This is a genomic window from Brucella pecoris (assembly GCF_006376675.1).
Taxonomy (GTDB): Bacteria; Pseudomonadota; Alphaproteobacteria; order Rhizobiales; family Rhizobiaceae; genus Brucella; species Brucella pecoris.
The window spans coordinates 1-23,032 of sequence record NZ_VEWK01000021.1 but is presented as its reverse complement, the minus strand read 5'-3'; the positions used below and the strand labels follow the sequence as shown (position 1 = coordinate 23,032).

Below are 23,032 nucleotides of genomic sequence, written 5' to 3'. Positions count from 1 at the left end.
CCCTGGAAACGCTTCACTCACTCCGTCTTGGAATATAAGGCAGAATAAACAGATACAGCCCAGTCGCGAGCAGGACAAACAGCGGTAAAAGCGGCGAGTAGACGACCCATGCCGGAGGCTGTCTGAAAGCCATAGTGACGAAATTCGCAATCACGGTAAGGGTGAAAATAATCGACAACCAACGGTGAATTTGGCGTATGGATTTATTTATGACCATATGTGCATTCTCCTTGAGGAGTTCGCAAAGCAGCTCGGCTGAACTCCTGTTGTTCTGAGGCTTGCCATGTTTTGCAACAATCTGACGAAGAATGAAGTCAGTCCAAATTGGCGGCCACTGCATCCAGCTTTTCAAGGAAACTCTGCCATCCATGTTGAGCGCCGTGAAAGGCCTGCTTCTGACCCGGCATAAAGCCCGACTGTTCCATCCGCAAATGTGTCCCGGTAGCGGTGGGTGTCAAAATTAGGGTCACGACACTTCTGAGATTGTATGCTTCGTCCTCATGGATATAGTTCCAAGTGTAAGACAGCCGTCTGTTCGGCTCGACAACCAAAACCTGGCAATCCAATACGCCGCCCCACTCACCTCGAAGCTTGAAACAATGGCCGACGGTCGGAGCGAAGTCGTTATTCATCAACCATTCCGCGATCAGATGAGGCTCAGTTAACGCGCGCCAGAGTTTTTCGGGTTGATGAGGCATTTCGCGCTCGACTATTACTGTTCGCATATCAATTGACATCTGGCTCATTGATCCATCCTCCTCAACAGGTCTTCAAGGGCATCGAACTTCTGTTCCCAAAAACCGTTCAACTCTTTTGCCCAATCGATAAGAGGAACCAGTGCGGTATATTCCGCCCTGTAATGGCTTTGGCGGCCTTCGTGACGATCCCTGACAAGGCCTGCTTTTTTGAGCGCGGCGAGATGCTTGGAGACAACAGGTTGTGAAACATTCGTTCCTGCGGTCAACACCGTAACCGTCTTCTCGCCCTCTCGACAAAGACGCTCGAATATCGACCGTCGGGTCGGGTCGGATAACGCTTTGAAAACTTCGTCTCTCATGATCACGTTCAATTCATACCCAATTGGCTATGAATTGATATATAGCTGATTGGCTATATGTTAGTCAAGTGCCCGTCAGGCGAACTGGCTATGGTCGCAACTCAGGGTGTTTTACGAGCGAGGTAACGCGATTATTCAGCGTTTTATCGCGAAGCATTTCTCGCGGGTGTGGTATTGAGAGTAATCCAATTCAAAGAAAAATCAGGGCCGAGGCCCTGCTTTCAATCAGTTGGCGGCGCGTTTAGGCGCATTGCCTTGCAGGTCAGCCAAGTCGATAACAATGGCCGCAGCCTCATTCTGCAGGACATCCGTCGCGCTCTTGCGGTTTTTCTCGAGGGCTAAATCAGCACTCAAGCTTCGTTCATTCGATTGCAGGCCGTCGTCCATCTCCGTATCAATACCATCATTGACTTTTCCGCGCGCCTTGATCCGGTTTTCCTGGGCGGTCATCTCGTTGCGACGTTCGGTTTCGTTGAGGGAAATAACCTTTTTCTCACGCTGCGCCTTGAGCGTTGCAACGTCTTCCACAAAGTCCTTGAACTCGGGGGATTTCTGCACACGTTCATCATGCAGGTTTTGCAGCCGTGGCAACAAGGCTTTAATATCATCTGATGACTTGTATTTCGCAGCGTTGACCTGAGACCAAGGCAAAGCATTGTCGAAGCTCGATTCACCGACAAGTTTGAGATCGAAAAGCCCCGGCAGAGTGATATCAGGCGTTACACCGCGCAATTGTGTCGTTCCGCCATCAACCCGGAAGAACTGGGCAACCGTGAATTTAAGCTCCCCATATTCCGGTTTAGGATTGTTGGCCACTTCGTCGAGATCCACCACGGTTTGCACCGTTCCCTTGCCGAAGCTCGGTTCACCGATGACTACGCCACGCCCATAATCCTGTATAGCCGCAGCAAAAATCTCGGAAGCCGAAGCTGAGCCGCGATTGATGAGCACACCCAGCGGTCCCTTCCAGGCAGGTGTCGGGAGTTTGTCACTTTCCACCTTGACTTCGCCGGCTGCGTTGCGCTGCTGAACCACCGGTCCCTTTCCAACAAACAGGCCTGTCAGGTCGATCGCCTCGGATAGCGAGCCACCGCCGTTGTTGCGAAGGTCAATCAGAACGCCATCGACCTTATCCTGCTTAAGCTCGGCGATAAGCTTGGCAACATCGCGGCTGGCACTTCTGTAATTCTTATCGCCCTTTCGCCGCGCTCCAATGTCTTCATAAAACGCAGGCAGAGTGATCACTCCGATCTTGCGCGAGACGGCTCCGTCCTTTACGGAAAGGATCGTTTTCTTGGCGGCTTGCTTATCGAGACTGATCTTGTCACGAACCAGAGTGATGACATGATGCTTGCCGTCGGGGCCAGCATCGGCCGGCAGAATATCGAGGCGCACGACTGATCCCTTGTCGCCGCGGATCATTTGCACAACCTCATCGAGACGCATACCGATCACTTCTTTGATCGGACCGGTTTTGTCCTGGCCGACGCCGATTATACGATCGCCCACGGCAAGCTTGCCCGATGATTGCGCCGGGCCGCCGGCAACGAGCTCACGGATTGTCGTGTAGTCGTCCCTCTCTTGAAGCACGGCACCGATCCCAACCAGCGACAGCTTCATTGCGATGTCGAATTCGGCTGAAGCCTTGACACCGAAATAATCCGTATGGGGATCGACCGCTGTCGTATAGGCCGCCATGAATGACTGAAAAGCATCGTCGCTTTTATACTTATACGTCCGCTCGATGGAGTTCTCGTAGCGTTTATCGAGTGTTTTGCGAATAGTCGCGTCATCCTTACCGGCCAGCTTCAGACGCAGCCAGTCGTTCTTGACGCGCTTGCGCCACAGATCATTGCTCTCTTCATTGGATCGCGGCCAAGGTTCCTTATCGCGTACGATCGAGAAATCTTCCTGCTTGCTGAAATCGAAATTCTGCTTGAGCAGGCTGCGCGCAAAGGTCATGCGTTCGATGATGCGTTGCTGGTAGATACTAAAAATGGAAAACGGAATGGTCAGGTCTTGGCGTTCAATGGCATCATCGATTTCCTTGCTGCCGGTCAAGAACTTGTCGACATCCGCCTGCTGGAAGATGAGCCGATCCGGATCCAGCGAGTCTATGAACCGGTCCATGATCCGGACCGACAACGCATCATCCAGCGGAATGGGCCGGTAATGAAAACGCTCGAGAAATTCGGACGTCAGATGGGCGGCCTGCACTTGCTGCGGCGATGGCTTCAAAACGGCCGGAGAACCGGTATCAAGAGCATGTGCGGGCAAAGCACCTGTCAGGAAAAGACAAAACAAGCCAATTTTGATGCGTTTCAAGTGATGTTCCATTTCTTGACGCTGAGCGTTTAATTCCAACCCTTGTTGAGTAATTATGGTTTTTTGGCAACCGTCTGTGCCAATTAGTCAGCGGCGGCACTCATTGGACTATATCCTAGTGGATTGAATTTGGCGTTTGATACCCATTCGAAAGAATCTCTTTTCAAACTTCAAATTCGAAAGCGCCGCTCCAAAACGGAAGCGGCCACTATTCATTCTTGATTTTTGTGACCGGATTATCAGCACCCAAAGCGCGCTTCACTGCTGCACGCGCCGATGCCAGATCCGGCATGACCCAGTTGGGCTCGCCACCAAGAAACTTATCGAGAAATGCAATCGCATAGCCAGGCATTTCAGAGATGTTTTCCCTATAAGACCACCAGGTGCGTAATTCATCGGCACATTGGTCAATATCCGGTACCGTGCCGAACTCCTGTTCCTGCACAGCAGCAATCGCACAGATACAGTAATTGGTGTAGAGAAAACCTTCCGGCCAGAAGCTCACGATCTCATAAAGACGGGCAGCATCGCCCGTGGCGCGTTTTGGTGGTGAAACGGCCCGTGCAGGCGACAAGCGGATCAATTCGCGCAGCACTAGACCGGCAGCAAAGGTGATGAAGTCCTTGCGATCCACCTTGGCAAAACGCTTGTTCTGATTAACCAGCTCCACCCAGTTCAGAAACGCCTCGGTAAGTTTCTTTTCATCGATGTCATATTCAACGCCATAGAGCTCATGCAGCAGACTGGCATGCTTGCGGAATGTCGCCCTGAACCAACGTAGCTGACGCAGTCGATGACGCAAATCAGGCATCGATGCCATTTGTTCTCTGAGTAGCAAGTCCATGTTGCGAGCGGTCTCCGGTTTGTAAATGACATTATGCGAAACCGATCGAGATGTCAGTCTTCATTCGTCTTCGTTTAGCGGAAAAATTATACATATTGACATTCAAGAAGACAAATGTTCTCTAATTAATGAAAGACGAACGCGAGAAATATCCTGTTCGTCCTTCGTGGGAGGAGAACAATTATGGCTATCTGGCAGTGGGCCTTGCTGGCGCTCGCCTTGCTGTGGGGCTTTCAGTCGCTGGGCGTCTGGTTCCAGATGCGCCACTATTCCGATGTGATGAAAGGCATCACTTCGAAATATTCAGACGGTTTTGTCGGTGCGGGGCACATACGGGCGCGCTTTGGAAAAGGCGTCATCGTATTGATCGTCGTAGACCGCGACCTGGTGGTACGACGCTTCCTGCAGATGAGCGGACGGACGGTTTTTGCAAAATTCATCCGTCGCGAAGGCTTCGAGGGAATGCACCTCAGCGCGTTACAGGACAATCCCGCAATTGGAGAAGGAACGCCTGAAGTGGTGGCTGCCGCGCAACAGGCGATGGAGCAGATCGGTCGCATCAGAGATCAATCCGATGGGATCGAACTCGAAGGTCTGAAGGCAGTGGGAGCATAGGAGTTGCTTGCCTGAACAAGCAATCGAGGAGGAACAATGTCGATAGTGACGATGTTGGCACAACATGCCGACACAACGATGCAAACAATACATATGGCTGGCAGCATGATTTCCGATGCCGCCCTGCATGGCAAACAAGCCGCAGAGCACGCAGGAAATGATCTACTGCAGCTTGCGCAAGCAACAACAACCGCGCCGGGCGATGCTGGCAGTGGCGGAATTACCGTCGATCAATTCAAGGAACGTCTTCAGAACGTCCAGCAGGAAGAACAGCTCGGCTGGCTTGCCTCGATTGGCAAGCACTTCATTGGCGTTTTCCAAAAGGGCGGCGAAGTCTTTGCGGGGTTTGTAACGGGCATCATCCCAACCCTCGTCGTGCTGATGACCGCCTTCTATGCCGTAACCGAACTGGTCGGCGAAAAGCGCGTCCATGGCATCGCACGCGGCGCCGGACGTATTGCGCTCACCCGCTACACGGTTCTGCCGGTTCTCTCGGTGTTCTTCCTGACCAACCCGATGGCTTATACATTCGGTTCGTTTCTGGACGAGAAATACAAGCCTGCTTTCTACGATGCGGCTGTATCCTATGTACATCCACCGCTGGGTCTCTTCCCGCATATCAATCCGGGCGAGTATTTCGTCTGGGGTGGTGTGCTCGTTGCCCTTCTCGAACTTGAGAAGAAAGGCGCAGTTCCAACAGGTTATCACATCAACGTCGCCATCTGGTACGCCATCGTTGGTCTCGTCGTGATCCTCCTTAAAGGCATGCTCACTGAACGCATCACCGCCATCATGGCGCGGCGTCAGGGCATTGAGCTTTAAGCGGGAATTGGGGAGGACGACATGGTAAAGACCTATAAGGCAGTTAAGATTTCCCGCGGCTCCAACGGTTGGGGCGGCCCGCTGGTCATTCAGCCGACCGAGCAGCGCAGCAAAGTTGTATCCGTCACCGGCGGCGGCATTCATCCGCTTGCACGCCGGATTGCCGAACTGACCGGCGCGGAAGCCGTTGACGGTTTCCGCTCACCGCCAATCGAAAGCGAAATGGCCGTTGTGGTTGTCGATTGCGGCGGTACAGCCCGTTGCGGCGTCTATCCACGCAAGCGCATTCCAACCGTGAACATCACGCCGGTTGGACAGTCCGGACCGCTGGCCCAGTTTATTACCGAAGACATTTACGTGTCAGGTGTGAAGCCGGAAAACATCGTTCCCGCTGATGGCTCAACCGCCGCAGCCCCTGCTGCTGCAGTTGAAGAAGACACGCCTGCACCAGTAGAACAGCCAAGCGAAGGCGGTCTTGTCGGACTGATCAGCAGCATCGGTCGTGTGATGGGCCGCGTTGTTGGTATCTTCTTCCAGGCCGGACGTCGCACAATCGATCAGGTTATCCGTAACGTTCTGCCGTTCATGGCATTCGTAACGATGCTGATCGGCCTGATCCTCTATACCGGTATTGGTGATATTCTCGCCCAGCCTCTCGGACCGCTTGCCAATAACATTGTCGGCTTGCTCGTGCTTTCCGCAATTTGCGGCTTGCCGTTCCTGTCACCAATTCTCGGACCGGGTGCGGTTATCGCACAGGTTGTCGGTGTGGCGATCATAGGACCGCAGATCGCAAACGGTACAATCGCCCCGGCGATGGCCCTGCCTGCACTGTTTGCCTACAACACGCAGGTCGGTTGCGACTTCGTGCCGGTTGGTCTGGCACTTGGAGAAGCGAAGCCGAAGACCATCGAAATTGGTGTTCCGGCAGTTCTGATCAGCCGTCAGATCATGGGGCCTCTTTCGGTTCTGATCGCATGGCTCGTCAGCCTCGCAGTGCTTTAAAACTCTCAGCCTGCCGCGGCAAAAGCGGCGGCAGGCAATCTCCCAAACATGTGCAATAAGATGCCCCAATCGATTTCCAAAGCATCGAACGACCATACCAAGAAAGGACCGCTTCTATGTCGATACATCTAAAAACGCGGATCACCGCGATCGGCCCGGAAGTAGCAGATCTCGCCGAAGGCGGCGTTCTCATCCTGTTTGCTGACGGGTCGCCGCCTGAACTGGCAGAAGTATCTGTCCTTCACGTTGTGGAAGAAGGTCCGGAAGCATCGGCTCCTGCTATTGGAGCAAAGATCACCATTGGTTCTCTCAAAGCAGAGATTACTGCCGTTGGCGAAAGCGCCTGGCAGAAGGTGCGCGAAATCGGGCACGTCGTTATTTCATTCACAGGCGCGAAATCAACTGATCGCCCCGGTGAAATCTGTGCCAGCGAAATAGCGGGCGAGGAGCTTGTCGCTGCTCTCAAAGAAGGGCAGATTATCACTATCGGCGGCTGAAAATGGCCACCTAACGGTTTAGAATTGCGTGTTAAAACAGACAATTGGAATGATTTTCCACATCACCAATGTCGGAATGTTTCAGATGTCGATTTGAGGCTTACATAAATGGAACGCTCGACTATCGTCCGGGTGCATGAGGGGCTGCATGCGCGCCCTGCAACTCGCTTCGTTAAACTGGCCAAGGGTTTTGAGAGTGATATTGAAATCGCCAAGGCCGGAAAAAGCGTAAGCGCCAAAAGCTCCGTCAAGCTGATGCTGCTTGGCGTAAAAGAGCTCGATGAAGTGACCGTTCGTGCCAATGGAGCAGATGCGATTGAAGCCATTGAGGCCCTGATCGGCTATCTGGAAAACCCACAGGCTGGCCTCGAAGAAACCACAACCTCGACCACCCCAGCTTCTGTGGTTACGCCTCAAGCCGAGACCACGCCTCGGCCGGCGATGACGATAACGCTTCCCGCAGGCCAGATAAAAGGCGTAGGGGCGAGCGAAGGTATCTCGTTGGGAACAGCGTTTCCGTTTTTTCCCGAAGAAATCAAACCTTTGGGCCGGAAGCTCGCAGCCTCTGAAATAGACGCGGAGATTGCCCACTTCAAATCGGCAATCGCAACAGTGCAGCAGCGCATGGATGCTTCCCTCTTCAGCGGTAATCTCGCCGACACTGACAGGGGTATAATCGCGGCATTGAAGGATATTGCTGCAGATGACAGTCTGACTGACGAAGCACTTGGGCTTATTCGCGACGGTCTGGATGGCATTTCTGCAATGCTCGCCGCTGCTTCAACGGTAGCCGGGCAATTTGCGGCACTCGATGATCCATATCTCAACGCACGCGCGGATGATGTTCATGCTGTCAGCCGTCAGATCTGCCTTGCTCTTCTTGGCAAGGAAGACATCAATCTGGAAGGTCTGCCCGAAGGCTCGGTGCTCATTGCCGAAGACATCGGCGCATGGGATCTGGCGCGCGCACCACTCAAGAAGATCAAAGGCGTTGTTTGCGGCCATGGTGGTGCAACATCGCATGTGGCCATCATTGCACGCACACACGGCATTCCGGCGGTTCTTGGCCTAGGAAGTGCAATTCAACAGCTAAAGAGCGCCAAAACCGTAGCGGTGGACGGCAATTTCGGCATCGTTCATTCCGATCCGGATATAGCTACCCGTACTGAAATCGAAACGCGCATTTCCAAAGCTTTGCAGGAAAAGCAGGCGCTGGATGCTTACCGCTCCATCACGCCGCGTCGGGCCGACGGCACAATCATCGAAGTCGCAGCCAATATGGGCGCGCTGGAAGAGATCGATGTCGCGCTCGAAGCCGGTGCGATGGGTGTCGGACTGTTCCGTACCGAACTTCTCTTCATGAAGCATATTCACCTGCCTTCAGAAGATATGCAGACGGAAACCTATTCGGCACTTCTGAAAGCTTTTGCGCCAAACTCGGTTATTGTGCGCACGCTGGATATCGGTGGTGACAAGCCGATTGCCGGTATCGAGTTTCCCGACGAAGAGAACCCCTTCCTCGGCTGGCGTGGCATTCGCATGTGCCTGGACCGCCCAGATGTGTTCAAACCGCAGTTGCGCGCGCTGTTGCGGGCAGCGGTTAGCGGCAATCTCAAGGTGATGTTGCCAATGGTTTCGGATATTGAAGAAATCCGTGCAACCAGACGTCTCATTGCGGAATGCATCACTGAGCTCAAAATCGAAGGCAAGCCCTTTGCCGAGTTTGACCTTGGCGTGATGATCGAGACCCCTGCGGCTGTTTTCTCGGCCCGCGAACTTGCAAAAGAAGCAGCTTTCTTCTCCATCGGCACCAACGACCTGACGCAATATGTGATGGCTGCGGATCGGCTCAACCCAACCGTTGCGAAGCTCAACGACGTAAGCCATCCGGCTGTAATGGCCGCAATCGAGATGACTGCAAAAGCGGGGACAGAAGCAGGCATCATGGTCGGTATGTGCGGCGAGGCAGCAGGCAAGCCGGAACTCATCGGCGAATTCCTGCGCATGGGCCTGACCGAACTCAGCATGAGCCCGGCTTCAATTCCCCGCGCGAAAAAGCTGATCGCAGACATGTTTGGAAATTAAATCTCGTCTGCAATGCACCTACTAATACCAGGGCGCTGAGATGCTAACGCATCACGCCCTGAAAATGCTCAATCGCCGCACAGGCTTAACCAAAACTCGATGAGTCAAACTCATCGAGTTTTGGTATAAAAGCCCGGATCTGACTATCCGGGCTTTCTCCTTACGGAAGATGAGCAATTAAGGTCTGGAACAATCTTTCGAGCTGTGCCTGATCGCGATCCTCTGCCGCCTGCATGAGACGATCATGTCGCGCATCCAGTGCAAGAATGGCGCTTTCCAAAGGATCGACGCCTGCCAGATCGGCCGCTTTTGCGGTCGCCAGACCACAGGCAATACCGGCTGCCGCAAAGCACGTTGTTTCAAATCTACGCAGCGCCTGTGGGTCACAATGACCGTCCATCGAGATAAACCGCACCGGCCTTTCGCCAAGCAGTTCCAGAAAAATAGCCGTCACGGCGTTGGAAGTTGCCGCGATTTTCGTTTCACCTGCCTCTGCAGAAAACACGCTCTTCAGCAACGAGCCATGCTTTTGCACCATTCTGGCATGGACCGTTACGAATGCAGCTTCCTGGATCAGCACATTCTGCAACTGATGGCGACGGAGCACTTCCTTCGTGAGATAATACATATCCTTACGAAAAGCGCGTGCTCCCTCAGCGCCAGCGCCGAAATAAACCGACAGGCTTTTTATATGCGGCGCGCTGTTATGCACATTTGGGTTCGACGAAATCAGTGAAATCGAAATTGTTTCAGCCGTCGTCAGCGCCTTGTCCATCATGCTCGCCGCATGTCCCAGCAACAATTCTGGCGATACGATTTCGCCAGGACGCACCGCCGACCGCTCGCCCTGCAAACTTTCATGGCGATTGCGACGAATCATGTATCGAACCTCGCGCAGGCGGTCCTTCAGATTGACTGCAATTTCTTCCGAAAGAGTGCGGAACATATTCATTTTCCTTAACTACAGCGCCATCAAAACAGGATGCACCAAGCACATGAATTATTGTTTGCCTTCGCGTGGAAAAGCAATAGTTTCGGTGTAAGAACAGCGTTTCTATAATGCAATAATACGCCATTAATTTGAGGGATAGCTTTGAAAAAAGCCGGCAAGAAGACGCAGAAAAATCCGGAAGCAGCGGACCTCATCATTGGATCGGAAGGTGTGGCTGCTGAAAACCGTACAAGCCGGTTGAGAACACGTGCTGCGTGGATGTACTACGTCGAGCAGATGACCCAGAATGACATTGCAGAAGCGCTTGGTGTCGGCCGTGTCACAATCGTTCGCCTTCTTGCTGATGCCCGTGCTCGCAATGAAGTAAAGATTACCATCGAAGGCAAGCTGGCAAGTCTGACATCATTGGAAGTCGAGCTTGAAAAGGCGTTCGGTCTTGAGCGCGCCATTGTTGCGCCGCTCTCTTCGCCTGACATCGATCCGATTCCGCCTATCAGTGCGGCAACCGGCGCCTATCTTTCGGAAAAAGTGCAGCACGGCATGACGATTGGCGTGGGTTGGGGGCGTACCCTTTCCAGCACCCTGCAACATATCGGTGCGCGACCGCTCAATGATCTGAAAGTCATTTCGCTGCTTGGCGGCATCGTGCAGCCGCGCCGTTCAAATCCACCGGAATTCGCCTGGCAGTTTGCGCAGATTTTTCAGGGAGAAGGCTATCTGATCCCTGCCCCTGCTCTGGTCGACAGCAAAGAAACGCGGATCGCTCTTATCGAACGTTGTGGGTTGAATACTGTGCTGGACATGGCCGAAGAACTCGACATGGTTTTGCTGAGCGTTGGTGATATTCAGACCGCGAGCAGTACATCTTATCGTGTAGGCCTGATCGATGAAGCGCAGAAATTGTCGCTCATCGAAAATGGTGCCGTCGGTGACGTGTTGTTCCACTTCTATGATAAAAGCGGCAAGATCGTTGATGATCCAGTGCATGACCGTGTCATGTCTGCAAAGATTGAGAGCCTCCAGAAAACGCCGAAGCGTATTCTTACATCAGGCGGCAAGGAGAAGATTGCAGCCCTGCTTGGCGCGATTGAGCTTCTGAAGCCGACCGTTCTCATCACAGATGAAGAAAGTGCCGCGCAGATGCTCAAAGACAAAGCACGGTCAGAGTAAAAGCAAAAAGCACATCGTCGCAAAACGATGTGCTTTTTCTTATCTCGCATCAATTGGCGGCGGCTGCGCACTCTTTAAGGATTTGCAGCACCGCGGCGCGTTCTTCGATTTGTGGCATATGTCCGCAACCTGCAAAAATGTGGACGCCCACTTTCCCCGGCAAACCATAAGCATGGGCAACGGGGATGACCCGATCTTCGGCACCGAAGATAAGCCGCACCGGCATCGCAAGCGTGGCAATGCTTGAACGAACCTCAAAGGTCTGCGTGCCATCTGCAAAGAAGCGGGCACCAATCGCTTCCTGCGTGTTGCGCAGTTCTGCATCAGCCGCCTGAGCGACTGTTGCATTGATGAACGGCTTCGTTAGATGGCTCTCATCGGCGACAAGAAGCTTCAGCCAGGGAACGATGCTGGCTTCGCTTTTCGCGCCGACAAGACCCTTTATAAACGCTCCATTGACCTGTGGGCCCAAGCCACCTGACGAGATCAGCAATAAAGAACGCACATCGACAACACCGCGTGCAGCCACGATTGTCGCGACCGCACCGCCGAGCGAATGTCCAGCCAAAAGGCAGGATGTTACGCCCAGAGATGCCAGCGTTGTCTCCGCGGCAATAGCAATATCATCAATGCTTTCGGGAACGGTGCGTGGTGAATTGCCATGCCCTGGAAGATCGATTGCCAGGATCGGATGACCGAGCGATGCACCGGCAAACAAACCGCGCCACGAATTCAGATCAGCCGCAAAGCCGTGAAGCAGGACAATCGGCAGACGGCCTGCTTCACCCTCGCGCAACCAGACAGCGTTGAGCTGTCCAAGAGCTGAAGATCCGGCATCCTTGTTTGCAAGCGATTTAACCGCCACCGCAGCAACTACAGGCTTTGCGACACCGATATTGCCTTCGATGTCCTTTTTCTGCACACGCCCCTTCGGGCCAGAACCACGAATGGACATCAGATCAATGCCCGCTTCACGCGCAAGCCGACGAGCAAGCGGTGTTGCCCGAACATCGTTGGCTGAACCCGCTTCATCGTCTTGGTAGGACTTGGGTTCAACCTGTTTTGGAGCTACCGGTTCAATGACCGCCTCCACCTGAGCCGCGGCAACGGGTTCCTCAACAAGCGGAACCGACTTGCCGCTGCGTGCTTCGCCTTCAGCGTAAATCCAGGCGACCGTCTGGCCAACGGGTACGACAGCACCTTCTGCAGCACCAATATCTGCGATGATGCCAGATGCTGGAGCATCGACTTCCATCGCTGCCTTGTCGGTCTCGATTTCAAAGAGAAGCTGACCTTTCGTGACAGTATCGCCATCCTTGGCGTACCATCGCGAAATCTGCCCCGTCTCCATATCCATATCGACCTTGGGGAGAATGACTTCCACAGCCATGGTCAGCGCACTCCCTTGGCCAGATCACGAGCGCTTTTCAGGATGTCGGGCACCTGTGGAACGGTCGCGCGTTCAAGGTCGGGATTATATGGAATTGGAGTTTCAGCCCCACCAAGACGCACGATCGGCGCATCGAGATAGTCGAAGGCATCACTTTCCGCCACAATGGCAGAGATTTCAGCACCGATGCCGAGAGTCTTGACCGCTTCGTAAACGCAGAGAAGCTTTGACGTCTTCTTGACACTTTTAATGATGGTTTCGCGATCAATCGGGCGCACGGTGCGCAGGTCGATCACTTCAACATCAATGCCTTCCCTGGCAAGTTCAGCGGCGGCATCAAGGGCTTTGTGCACCATGATTGCCGTTGCGACAATGGTCAGATCGCGCCCTTCGCGAACCACTTCCGCCTTGCCGATTGGCACGGTGTAGAAGCCTTCAGGAACCGGACCTTTGGTCTTGTAGAGCAACTTATGCTCGAAAATCATAACCGGATCAGGATCTTCAACGGCTGCGAGCAACATGCCCTTGGCGTCATAAGGTGTCGCTGGCTGCAAAACTTTGAGACCCGGCACATGGCCTAGCCAAGCTTCAAGGCTCTGGCTGTGCTGTGCTGCGGCACCCGTTCCCGAACCTGCCGGAAACCGCATAACCAACGGCACAGAAACTGCACCGCCAAGCATGTAACGGATTTTTGCAGCCTGGTTGACGATCTGTTCCATCGCAAGCGCTGCAAAGTCGGAAAACTGGAACTCAAAGATCGGGCGCATACCGGTCAGCGCTGCACCGACAGCAACACCTGCACCGCCCAATTCTGAAATCGGCGTATCCATGACCCGGTCTTCACCAAAGCGATGCACCAGATCACCAGTCACCTGAAATGCGCCGCCATAGACGCCAATATCTTCACCCATCAGAAATACGCGGTCGTCGCGTTCCATGGCAATTGCCATTGCTTCCTGAATGGCTTGCGAATAGCTCAACTCACGGATTGTGGTGTCCATGTTCAAATATCGTCCGTGTAAACGTCGCGGGTCAGGTTGGTCAGATCGGGTGCCGGGCTATTCTTGGCAAACTCAATCGCCTCGGCGATTTCCTTCTCCACCTCAGCACGTATAACTTCGATCTCGGCGTCATTGATGAAGCCATAAGCCTTCATATCAGCCTCGAAATGCGCAATCGGATCGCGATCATTCTGCCAATGTTCAATTTCTTCCTTGGTGCGATAGCGGTTGCGATCGCTCTTGGAATGACCACGAATGCGATACGTCTTGCTTTCAATCAGCGTTGGTCCATCGCCGCGCCGTGCGCGTTCGGTGGCTTCATGCACGGCTTGCGCCACTTCCGACAGATTGTTACCGTCCACGATCATGCCCGGCATGTTATAGGCCGATGCACGGTCAGCGACATTGGCAACCGCCGTCGAGCGCTTGGTGGAGGTGGACATGCCGTAACCGTTGTTTTCACAAACGAAAACAACAGGGAGCTTCCAGACGGAGGCCATATTGAGAGCTTCGTGGAAAGCGCCTTCATTGTTTGCACCATCACCGAAGAACGACACGACAACCTTGCCGTTTTTCTGCTTCTTGGCGGAAAGCGCAGCACCAACCGCAATCGGAATACCGCCACCGACAATACCGTTTGCGCCGAGATTTCCCCTGGAAACGTCAGCAATGTGCATCGAGCCACCACGGCCTTTGCAATAACCTGTTTCCTTGCCGAAAAACTCAGCAAACATGCGTTTCACGTCTGCACCCTTGGCGATGCAATGGCCGTGGCCGCGATGAGTCGATGTGATCATGTCATCGTCGTTGAGTGGCAGGCACGTTCCCATCGCGCTCGCTTCCTGCCCGATGGAAAGATGCATCGTTCCATGAATAAGACCGCGCGTGTAGCTTTCTTCCGCGCCTTCTTCAAAGCGGCGGATGAGATACATTTTATGCAGTGCTTCTTTTAGCTGTTCCGGCGAATAAGTGCGGAAGGCATAAGGCAAGTTGTGAGGGTCGCCCGTATCCTGCGGTTCGACTTTTTTGGCTTGAACCATGATGTTTTGTCCTCACGCTCCGTAAACGAGCTTGTCTTGACGCGCGCGCAATTCGGCAATCTTCGAACCGGGAGCCACAGCCGCATTATCGTAAGTAATCAGCTCACCCTTCTTGATTGGCTTGGTCACGCTGCCACCCTGCAGAAGCCCGCAAGGGATGGCGTGTGCACTGCGCGCCTCGCCTGAAGTCATGATCCATGCGCGGTAGCAATATTCGCCAATGGCATCGAGCTTTTCGCCCGGCTGCATGTCCTTCTTTGCAACCGCAGCCACTTCTGCGACCGGCTTTGAAAGCGGAACCATGTCAGGCTTGCCGTAAAGAACAACGCGGGCGCAGGTGAGCGGCACTTCGAGAGACGTCAGGTGATATGGGCGATGGAAGGTGAAATATGGACCCTTGCCCATCTTCAGGTCTTCCATGCGTTCAGAAATACGCGGATGCGACATATCGGCGACAACGAATACGCCCGGCGCAACACCCTTCCCGATCGAATAATCAACCACACCAACTTTGGACAACACACCGCCGTCCTTTTCAGGGATCAGTGTCTTGTTGAGCTGGTCGAGCGTTGCAGCGGGACCGTGCATACCAGCTTTATCCGGGACAAGACCTGTCGCATTGGCAATAGCGGCCATTTCGACCATGGTTTTCGAGCCATCGACGAATTCCACCAACATGCGCACATTCATGTTACGACGCGTGGCTTCTTCCATATATTGATCAGGGACCGCATCGATATTGAGTGGGTTGTTCTTGCCCTTGCCTGCCGCCACAATCGGATGACCCATGGCAGTCACGAACTCGATCAACTCCATGCAGGATGACGGCTCGTCACCAGCGCCCAGCGAATAGGTAACACCAAGACGCTCGGCTTCCGCTTTCAGATAAGCGCCGATTGTCACGTCTGCTTCGACATTCATCATGACCAGATGCTTGCCGTGCTCCATGGCGCGAAGGCCAATCTCGGCACCGACAGCCGGAACGCCCGTTGCATCGATCACAACATCGATAAGATCGTTTTCGAGGATCAGATTGGCGTTATCTGTTACGGCGACCTTATGCGCCTCCATGGCGGCGGTCAGATCGGAAGCGGTCGAAACCTCGCGGCCATGACCTTCTTCCTGAAAAGCAATATCGACCGCCTTCAGGGCATTGGGAACGCGCAACTCGGAGATAGCACCAACTTCGATACCTGGCATATGCGCAACGCGTGTGACGATATCCGTGCCCATTTCACCTGAGCCAATCAGTCCGATGCGGATTGGTCGCCCACTGTCGGCCCGCGCCTGCATATCACGCGCCAGACCTGTCAACGCCACGTTGGTTGCCATCGTTTCCTCCTGAACGTCCCTGCAAAAATTGTCGCAGTCTCCTCTGATACCCTACCGATTAATGAACATTTGTTTCTAAGTCAATACCAGTGTTCATTTCATGTTCAGCCGGATGCGTCCTTTAAATGCCATCTTGTTATTCAACTTTAGTTTGCTATAGAATACAAATGTTCTGCCGTTTCGCACAATTCACATTTTGAAACGTCGATACGTGCGAGCTAATAATGGCGTTCTGTTAGCTCGGCGCACTTTGGGAGTGTTCCGGGGGGAGGAGAAATAAATGGACGCATTTCTGAGCGGACTAAAAACGGCAGTCGATACGCTTGGGGCAACAGTTCTGTTGCCTATCGTGATCTTCATTATTGCAGTGGTACTTGGCGCAAAAGTGGGCAAAGCCTTCCGTGCGGCCATCACCATCGGCGTCGCTTTCATCGGTATTAATCTGGTGCTTGGCCTCATGTTCACCTCAATCGGTGAAGTGGCTCAGGCAATCGTCACCAATACGGGCATCAAGCGCGATATCGTTGACGTAGGCTGGCCTTCGGCTGCGGCAATCGCCTTCGGCTCATCGGTCGGGCTTTGGGTTATTCCAGTAGGCATTCTGGTCAACATCGTGCTGCTGCTGCTTCGCTGGACGCGCACGTTGAACGTCGATGTGTGGAATTTCTGGCACTTTGCTTTCGTAGGCTCGCTGGTTGTCGCTGCAACCGATAACTTGGCTTACGGCATCATTGTTGCAGCACTTGTTGCGGCACTTTCGCTGCTGTTTGCAGACTGGTCGGCGCGTGCTGTTCAGCAGTTTTACGGTGTACCGGGGGTTTCCGTGCCGCATCTGGCCTCGGCACAGATTCTGCCGATTGCAATCGTGCTCAACTGGATCATGGATCGCATTCCCGGCATCAACAAGATCAACATCAGCACCGAAACCATCGAACGTCGCTTCGGTGTATTCGGCGAGCCGGTCGTGCTCGGCCTGATCATCGGCTTGGTGCTTGGTCTCATCGCATTTTATAATGCAGGGGATTTCGGCACGATTCTCGCCAAGGTTCTCGGCACGGGCATGACGCTTGCAGCCGTTATGTTGCTTCTGCCGCGCATGGTCAAAATCCTGATGGAAGGACTGCTGCCGGTTTCGGACGCTGCACAGGAATTTGTGCGCAAGCGTACTGGTGACCGCGAACTTCTCGTTGGTCTCGACTCGGCAATCCTTATCGGACATCCAGCCGCGATCTCGTCGTCGCTCATTCTGGTACCGATCGCGATCATTCTGTCGGTCATTCTGCCGGGCAACCGCGTAATCCTGTTCGCCGATCTTGCCGTTATTCCGTTCATCGTTGCCATGACTGCCCCGCTTCTGAAAGGAAACGTGTTCCGCATGGTCGTCGTCGGAACCATCACGCTGGCCATCGGCTTTTATGTCGCCAATGCGCTTGCACCATTGTTCACGAGTGCAGCGGTTTCGTCGGGCTTCAAACTGCCTGAGAACGCCTTGCAGATTACTTCGGTAGTCGATGGATTCCTGTGGGTGCCGTACATCATCATCTCTGCCATCCAGTGGCTTGGTGCTATTGGTATCGCGGTGATTGCCGTTGTTATTGCAGCACTTTTCATGCTCTATCGTCGCAATACGCAGGCATGGGAACGCGCTGCCGGCGCTGAGGACGAACCTGCAGACGAGATTACCGCCTAATGGTGGAATGATCGCCGCATGAAATATAAGTCGCACGTCGAAATCGGCGTGCGACTTCTTTAAACGGAGAATGGAATGGCTGCTGGTCTGATTGATTTTCTCGACCCACAAGCGATCGAGCTTCAGAGCGAAGCAAAAACGAATGAAGAAATCATCCGGATTCTAGCGGGTAAGCTGGAAAAGCTAGGCTATGTAAAGCCAAGCTATGCCGATGCTGTCGTGAGCCGCGAGCTGTCAATGCCGACCGGATTGCCGCTTGAGCGCGAAGAGAACGTTGCCGTGCCGCATACAGATCCCGAGCATGTGCTCAAGGCCGGCATCGCCTTTGCTACGCTGAAATCGCCAGTTGAATTTGCCAATATGGAAGATCCCGAAGAAGCTGTTTCCGTAGGGTACGTCTTTCTGCTTGCCATCAATGACAAGGACAAACAGATTGAGACCTTGCAGCAGATCATGGTGACCATTCAGGATGCCGACGCACTCGATAGGTTAAAGGCTGCACGCACGCTTGAGGACGTTCAAACCGCGCTGCAATAAAGACACCCCGGCCGACAAGCTTAAGTCTACAACTGAATTCGAGACAAGAAAAATACGACATTCGCGCGTTTCGTTAAATGCACGAACATTGGAGGAAACCATGGCTAGAATGAAAACAATTCTCTTCGCTTGCGGCACAGGTGTAGCGACATCTACAGCAGTGAATGCAACCGTGACCGAAGAAATGAAAAAGCGCGGGCTTACCTTCAATGCTCAGCAGGCGAAAGCAACCGAAGTTGCATCGCTGGCCGACAACGTGGATTTCATCGTTTCCACCACACCTATCTCGGCTTCGGTGACCAAGCTCGTCATCAAGGGCCTGCCCTTCCTGACCGGCATTGGCAAGGATCAGGTTCTCGACCAGATCGAAGCGGAATTGCGCAAGTAGGCGTTTTGCCCGGCGGACCTGAGGCAGACGCTAGCGCGCCTCTCATCGCAATTGATCTGAGGTTTGGGTGAACGCTCTTTTACAAGAGCTTGCCTCGATAGGCTGACCGGAACGGGGCAGTTGCTGCCCCGTCAATCTTCCACGAGATTACACAACGGCGGCCACTCAGATAAACTTGCCGAGCTTTTCCGCCGCTTGTCGCAGATCATCAAGATGGGTAAGCCCCTGTTCCAGAGACAGCCGTTGGGTCGGCGCGTGGAACGACAGCGTCGCGCAAAAATTCTGCCGCGCATCCATGACGGGCACAGCAACTGCAATCATGCCTTCAACGAGCTCTTCCTGATCTGTTGCGAACCCACGCACCCTCACAAGCTCGATTTCCTCGCGAAGCATCGTCGTATCGACAATCGTCTTGCTGGTGAAGGACTGCTTGTCTCCGGTGAAGAGATAGCGTTCAAACGCTTCCTCCGAAAGCAGACTGAGCGTGACTTTTCCCGCTGCAGTGGCGTGGAGTGGCACCCGCGAGCCAATATGGAGCGCAATGCGCAGCGGCCACTGCGTTTCGACACGATCAACATAAATCATCGCATCATTGTCGGGAACAGCCAGATTGCATGTTTCGCCGATCTGCTGATTGAGCCAGACCAGAACATTTCTGCTCGGAAGACTGCTCAGCGAAGCATGCATGGCTCCAATTGCCATCTCGCGGAAGCGCGCCCCTGGCAGATAACTTTTCCCATCAATGTTCTTGGCGAGAAAACCCTGCTCTTCGAGATAGGAAAGCAGACGGTGAACTGTCGGCTTGGGCAGTTTGAGTTCATCAATGAATTCGGCAGGCGTCATCGCGCGTCTTTGACGGCCCAGCAACTCAAGAATCTGCAGGTTTCTTATACTTGGACTGGCAATCAGGCTCTTGGATTCATTTTTCATGAAAACACTACGTTACACTGAGATTTCCCGTGGTTTACCTCACCTGCCACACGTATCCAAGAGAATTTAATATCCGGCAATTTCAATGCATTGATGTTTTTTGAGACATAACGTCTCAAAAAACAATTGACTCTCACTCGTTTTGCACCAAGGCTAAAGACACAGCGATCCACAGGAGGAGTGTGGATCGCGCCATAACCGTCAAAACGCAGGAGGGCGTCATGTCGGATACAACTGTGGATGCTGTGAGGAGCAGCAGCCAGAATAACGATGTCAGGAAAGTGGTCTTTGCCAGCCTGATCGGCTCTACCATCGAGTGGTATGATTTTTTTCTCTATGGTGTGGTGGCGGGCATCGTCTTCAATCACCTTTATTTTCCATCGGAGAACGAAACCATTTCCGTCATGCTGGCCTACGCGACATTTGCAGTAGGTTTTGTCGCCCGACCCTTGGGCGGACTTGTTTTCGGTCATTTCGGGGATCGTATCGGCCGGAAGGCGATGCTGATCGTCAGCTTGCTGATGATGGGTGGCGCTACTGTCGCCATCGGGCTCTTGCCCGGCTATCAAACTATCGGTCTGATGGCCCCTGTGGCGCTTTTGTTTCTTCGCATACTTCAAGGCATTGGCATTGGGGGCGAGTGGGGCGGCGCAGTACTCATGGCTTACGAATATGCGCCCAAGGACAAGCGTGGATTCTACGCCTCCCTGCCGCAGATCGGCTTGTCTCTGGGATTGTTCCTGTCATCCGGCGTCATGGCGCTCTTGTCGCTTCTGCCGGACGATCAGTTCATGGCATGGGGCTGGCGTGCAGCCTTCATCGGATCAATCGTCCTGGTGTTCCTGGGGACATGGGTTCGTTCGAACATTCACGAAAGCCCCGAATTCGAAAAGGCCAAGGCCGAATCTCGCGGCCGGGATCAGGGCCTGCCCTTTACCGACATGATCAAGCGCTATCCGGGTAACGTCATTCTCGGCATGGGTGCCCGCTATATCGACGGCGTGTTCTTCAATATCTTTGCCGTTTTCTCGATCCTGTATCTGACCCGTTTTGCCGGGCTTGACCGTACGACAGCATTGTGGACGGTCTGCGCCGCCGCCGTGGTCATGGTAGCTTTCATTCCTCTGTTCGGGCATCTGTCCGACCGGATCGGACGCCCCGTCACCTATGCGTGGGGATCGTTGCTATTGGGTTTGAGCGTTTTCCCGGCTTTCTGGCTCATGTCGACCGGTGAGCCCGTGCTGATCATTCTGGGGGTCGTACTGCCCTTCGGCATCATCTACCCCATGTGCTACGGGCCGGAAGCAGCTCTGTTTGCAGACCTGTTCGATCCGACTGTCAGATATACCGGCATATCCTTCGTCTATCAGTTTTCGGGCATCATAGCTTCAGGTCTGACACCGATGATCGCCACCTATCTGATGTCCATCAATAACAACGATCCTTTCTGGGTATGCGTCTACGTAGTGTTTGCGGCTGCGGTGTCGTTGGCATCCGCTGTTGCAATCGAGCGCAGGCGAAAACGGCTTTAGCAGAACCAGCGGGCTGTAGTGGCAGCAAGACAGGGATCCGTTTCCATCGCACGACACGGATCCTGTCAGGAGGAAGTTCTTTATGAATGAAGTGGCAGATTACATCATAGTTGGAGCTGGCTCGGCTGGTTGCATCGCTGCCAACAGGATCAGTGCGGACCTTTCGGTCACCGTTCACCTGCTGGAAGCCGGCCGCAAGGATAGCAATCCGTGGATTCACGTTCCGGTTGGCTATTTTCGTACCATGCACGACCCCAACTATGACTGGTGTTATCAGACAGAACCGGATTCAGGAATAAACGGGCGCAGCCTGAACTGGCCCCGAGGCAAGGTGCTTGGCGGCTCATCTTCGCTCAACGGTCTGCTTTACGTGCGCGGCCAGAAGGAGGACTATGATCGCTGGGCACAGTTCGGGAATTCCGGCTGGTCCTGGCAGGATGTGGCCCCCATTTTCGAGAGTTTCGAAACGTTTCATCGCCCGGCAGCCACAGACCGTGGTACCATGGGTGAGTTGCAGGTGTCAGACCCGCGCCTGAAGCGGGCAATCTGCGAAAAGTGGATCGAAGCGGCTCGTGCCAATGGCTACGATTACAACCCCGACTATAATGGGGCAACGCAGGAGGGCGTGGGGCATTTTCAGTTGACCATGCACAAGGGACGCAGATGTTCATCTGCGTCCGCATTTTTGCGCCCAATCCGTCATCGAGAAAATCTGACCGTCGAAACCGATGCCCATATCATGCGTGTCGTCATCCAGAACGGTCGTGCGACAGGCGTAGAGTATCGGCGCCCCGACGGCACCCGCCACACGATTCATGCCAGACGTGAGGTCATCTTGTGCGCCGGAGCAATCGGCTCGCCACAGATACTCATGCTGTCCGGTATCGGCCCGGCTAAACAACTTGCTGCCCACGGCATTGCTGTGCATCACGATGCGCCGGAAGTGGGCCAGAACCTGCAGGATCATCTGCAGGCTCGACTGGTTTTCAAATGCAACGAGCCAACACTCAATGATGAAGTTCGCAGTCTCTTCAAGAAGGCTGCCATCGGTCTTGAATATGCGCTGTTTCGAACCGGCCCCATGACGATGGCCGCCAGTCTGGTCTTCGGGTTTGTCAAGACGCGACCTGAACTTGCCACGCCAGATATTCAGTTTCACATCCAGCCATGGTCGGCAGACAGCCCCGGCGAAGGTGTGCATCCCTTCTCCGCCTTCACCCAGTCGGTGTGCCAGTTGCGGCCGGAAAGCCGTGGAACGGTCGCCTTGCGTTCGAGCAACCCGTTCGACCATCCAGTCATTCAACCCAACTATCTGGCGACGAGACACGACCAGCAGACATTGGTCGAGGGAATTCGCATCGCACGCCGCATTGCCCGGACTGAACCTCTCAAATCAGCAATTGCGCAGGAATTCCGACCGACAGCTGATCTGGATGGCGATGATGAATTGCTCGATTGGGCGCGAAGCAATTCCACCACGATCTACCATCCGACCGGCACCTGCCGGATGGGTGTCGATGAACGCGCTGTTGTCGATCACCGGCTGCGTGTGCACGGCATTGAAGGTCTGCGTGTCGCGGATTGCTCGATCATGCCGGAAATCGTCTCCGGCAACACAAATGCACCGGCGATGATGATCGGCGCGAAACTCGCCCAGATGGTCCTTGAAGACAGGAAAAGCGCGTTAACGGCTCAGAATGCCCTCGCGTCAACCTATGAAAAAGTAGCTTAGGAGAATTCACTGCCATGAAAATGACGACGGAAGAAGCGTTTGTTAAGGTTCTGCAGATGCATGGGATAGAGCATGCATTTGGGATCAT

At 53.9% G+C, this 23,032-nt stretch carries 22 protein-coding genes; 11 read left to right on the top strand and 11 right to left on the bottom strand.

The genetic code is table 11. The features are described 5' to 3' along the window. Positions 1 to 13: 13 nt before the first annotated feature. The 5 genes from FIB18_RS25270 to FIB18_RS23075 all read right to left on the bottom strand — a co-directional run bounded on the left by FIB18_RS25270 (position 14) and on the right by FIB18_RS23075 (position 4,226). Positions 14 to 217 (bottom strand): hypothetical protein, encoded by a 204-nt coding sequence (locus FIB18_RS25270; protein ID WP_109989617.1) that lies wholly within the window; start codon positions 215 to 217, stop codon positions 14 to 16. A gap of 97 nt (positions 218 to 314) precedes the next feature. Next, positions 315 to 746 carry an SRPBCC family protein gene (locus FIB18_RS23090; protein WP_140023136.1) on the bottom strand — a complete coding sequence of 144 codons (432 nt, stop codon included), beginning with the start codon at positions 744 to 746 and terminating at the stop codon, positions 315 to 317. Beyond that, a complete protein-coding gene (locus FIB18_RS23085) occupies positions 743 to 1,057 on the bottom strand; it encodes an ArsR/SmtB family transcription factor (protein WP_140023134.1) in 315 nt (104 codons plus the stop codon). The genes FIB18_RS23090 and FIB18_RS23085 overlap by 4 nt, the downstream gene beginning before the upstream one ends. Positions 1,058 to 1,282: 225 nt before the next feature. After that, positions 1,283 to 3,394, bottom strand: coding sequence for a carboxy terminal-processing peptidase (locus FIB18_RS23080; protein ID WP_140023132.1), 2,112 nt, complete (start codon positions 3,392 to 3,394; stop codon positions 1,283 to 1,285). Positions 3,395 to 3,590: 196 nt separating this feature from the next. After that, on the bottom strand, positions 3,591 to 4,226 hold the full coding sequence (locus tag FIB18_RS23075) for a hypothetical protein (RefSeq protein WP_140023130.1): 636 nt from the start codon (positions 4,224 to 4,226) through the stop codon (positions 3,591 to 3,593). 183 nt (positions 4,227 to 4,409) lie between these two features. Here FIB18_RS23075 and FIB18_RS23070 point away from each other — a divergent pair, with 183 nt between their 5' ends. The 5 genes from FIB18_RS23070 to ptsP all read left to right on the top strand — a co-directional run bounded on the left by FIB18_RS23070 (position 4,410) and on the right by ptsP (position 9,250). Further along, positions 4,410 to 4,841, top strand: coding sequence for a transcriptional regulator GutM (locus FIB18_RS23070; RefSeq protein WP_140023128.1), 432 nt, complete (start codon positions 4,410 to 4,412; stop codon positions 4,839 to 4,841). A gap of 36 nt (positions 4,842 to 4,877) precedes the next feature. Continuing rightward, positions 4,878 to 5,663, top strand: coding sequence for a PTS glucitol/sorbitol transporter subunit IIC (srlA, locus tag FIB18_RS23065; protein WP_140023126.1), 786 nt, complete (start codon positions 4,878 to 4,880; stop codon positions 5,661 to 5,663). 21 nt (positions 5,664 to 5,684) lie between these two features. Continuing rightward, positions 5,685 to 6,668: a PTS glucitol/sorbitol transporter subunit IIB gene (gene srlE / locus FIB18_RS23060; protein ID WP_140023124.1), complete on the top strand. Its 984-nt coding sequence runs from the start codon at positions 5,685 to 5,687 to the stop codon at positions 6,666 to 6,668. A 116-nt stretch (positions 6,669 to 6,784) separates the two neighbouring features. Next, a complete protein-coding gene (locus FIB18_RS23055) occupies positions 6,785 to 7,165 on the top strand; it encodes a PTS glucitol/sorbitol transporter subunit IIA (RefSeq protein WP_140023122.1) in 381 nt (126 codons plus the stop codon). Between the two features lie 108 nt (positions 7,166 to 7,273). Continuing rightward, entirely contained in the window at positions 7,274 to 9,250 is a 1,977-nt protein-coding gene (gene ptsP / locus FIB18_RS23050) for a phosphoenolpyruvate--protein phosphotransferase (protein ID WP_140023120.1), read from the top strand. 160 nt (positions 9,251 to 9,410) lie between these two features. Here ptsP and FIB18_RS23045 read toward each other — a convergent pair whose 3' ends face one another. Next, positions 9,411 to 10,196 carry a hypothetical protein gene (locus FIB18_RS23045; RefSeq protein WP_140023118.1) on the bottom strand — a complete coding sequence of 262 codons (786 nt, stop codon included), beginning with the start codon at positions 10,194 to 10,196 and terminating at the stop codon, positions 9,411 to 9,413. Between the two features lie 147 nt (positions 10,197 to 10,343). Here FIB18_RS23045 and FIB18_RS23040 point away from each other — a divergent pair, with 147 nt between their 5' ends. Next, positions 10,344 to 11,372: a sugar-binding transcriptional regulator gene (locus FIB18_RS23040; protein ID WP_140023116.1), complete on the top strand. Its 1,029-nt coding sequence runs from the start codon at positions 10,344 to 10,346 to the stop codon at positions 11,370 to 11,372. A gap of 49 nt (positions 11,373 to 11,421) precedes the next feature. On the opposite strand, the gene FIB18_RS23035 is transcribed toward FIB18_RS23040, so the two are convergent. From FIB18_RS23035 to FIB18_RS23020, 4 genes are read right to left on the bottom strand one after another with little or no spacing between them, the layout of a single operon-like run. After that, complete coding sequence (locus FIB18_RS23035) at positions 11,422 to 12,762, bottom strand: acetoin dehydrogenase dihydrolipoyllysine-residue acetyltransferase subunit (RefSeq protein ID WP_140023114.1); 1,341 nt, start codon at positions 12,760 to 12,762, stop codon at positions 11,422 to 11,424. Between the two features lie 2 nt (positions 12,763 to 12,764). After that, positions 12,765 to 13,763 carry an alpha-ketoacid dehydrogenase subunit beta gene (locus FIB18_RS23030; protein WP_140023112.1) on the bottom strand — a complete coding sequence of 333 codons (999 nt, stop codon included), beginning with the start codon at positions 13,761 to 13,763 and terminating at the stop codon, positions 12,765 to 12,767. 2 nt (positions 13,764 to 13,765) lie between these two features. Then, positions 13,766 to 14,803, bottom strand: a complete 1,038-nt coding sequence (locus tag FIB18_RS23025; RefSeq protein WP_140023110.1) for a thiamine pyrophosphate-dependent dehydrogenase E1 component subunit alpha — start codon at positions 14,801 to 14,803, stop codon at positions 13,766 to 13,768. A 12-nt stretch (positions 14,804 to 14,815) separates the two neighbouring features. Then, complete coding sequence (locus tag FIB18_RS23020; protein ID WP_024896485.1) at positions 14,816 to 16,135, bottom strand: NAD(P)H-dependent oxidoreductase; 1,320 nt, start codon at positions 16,133 to 16,135, stop codon at positions 14,816 to 14,818. Positions 16,136 to 16,415: 280 nt separating this feature from the next. Between FIB18_RS23020 and FIB18_RS23015 the strand changes: the two genes are divergently transcribed. From FIB18_RS23015 to FIB18_RS23005, 3 genes are all read left to right on the top strand, one after another. Beyond that, complete coding sequence (locus FIB18_RS23015) at positions 16,416 to 17,825, top strand: PTS galactitol transporter subunit IIC (RefSeq protein WP_140023108.1); 1,410 nt, start codon at positions 16,416 to 16,418, stop codon at positions 17,823 to 17,825. A gap of 75 nt (positions 17,826 to 17,900) precedes the next feature. Then, the gene (locus FIB18_RS23010; RefSeq protein ID WP_140023106.1) at positions 17,901 to 18,362 is read left to right on the top strand and encodes a PTS sugar transporter subunit IIA; all 462 of its coding nucleotides are present in this window, start codon (positions 17,901 to 17,903) and stop codon (positions 18,360 to 18,362) included. Positions 18,363 to 18,462: 100 nt separating this feature from the next. Then, entirely contained in the window at positions 18,463 to 18,750 is a 288-nt protein-coding gene (locus tag FIB18_RS23005) for a PTS sugar transporter subunit IIB (RefSeq protein ID WP_140023104.1), read from the top strand. Between the two features lie 165 nt (positions 18,751 to 18,915). On the opposite strand, the gene FIB18_RS23000 is transcribed toward FIB18_RS23005, so the two are convergent. Further along, entirely contained in the window at positions 18,916 to 19,680 is a 765-nt protein-coding gene (locus FIB18_RS23000) for an IclR family transcriptional regulator (RefSeq protein ID WP_140023102.1), read from the bottom strand. Between the two features lie 221 nt (positions 19,681 to 19,901). Here FIB18_RS23000 and FIB18_RS22990 point away from each other — a divergent pair, with 221 nt between their 5' ends. Together FIB18_RS22990 and FIB18_RS22985 are read left to right on the top strand one after the other, a co-directional pair. After that, positions 19,902 to 21,212, top strand: coding sequence for an MFS transporter (locus FIB18_RS22990; protein ID WP_174977468.1), 1,311 nt, complete (start codon positions 19,902 to 19,904; stop codon positions 21,210 to 21,212). An 82-nt stretch (positions 21,213 to 21,294) separates the two neighbouring features. Further along, positions 21,295 to 22,944 carry a GMC family oxidoreductase gene (locus tag FIB18_RS22985; RefSeq protein ID WP_140023099.1) on the top strand — a complete coding sequence of 550 codons (1,650 nt, stop codon included), beginning with the start codon at positions 21,295 to 21,297 and terminating at the stop codon, positions 22,942 to 22,944. The last annotated feature ends 88 nt before the right edge of the window (positions 22,945 to 23,032 follow it).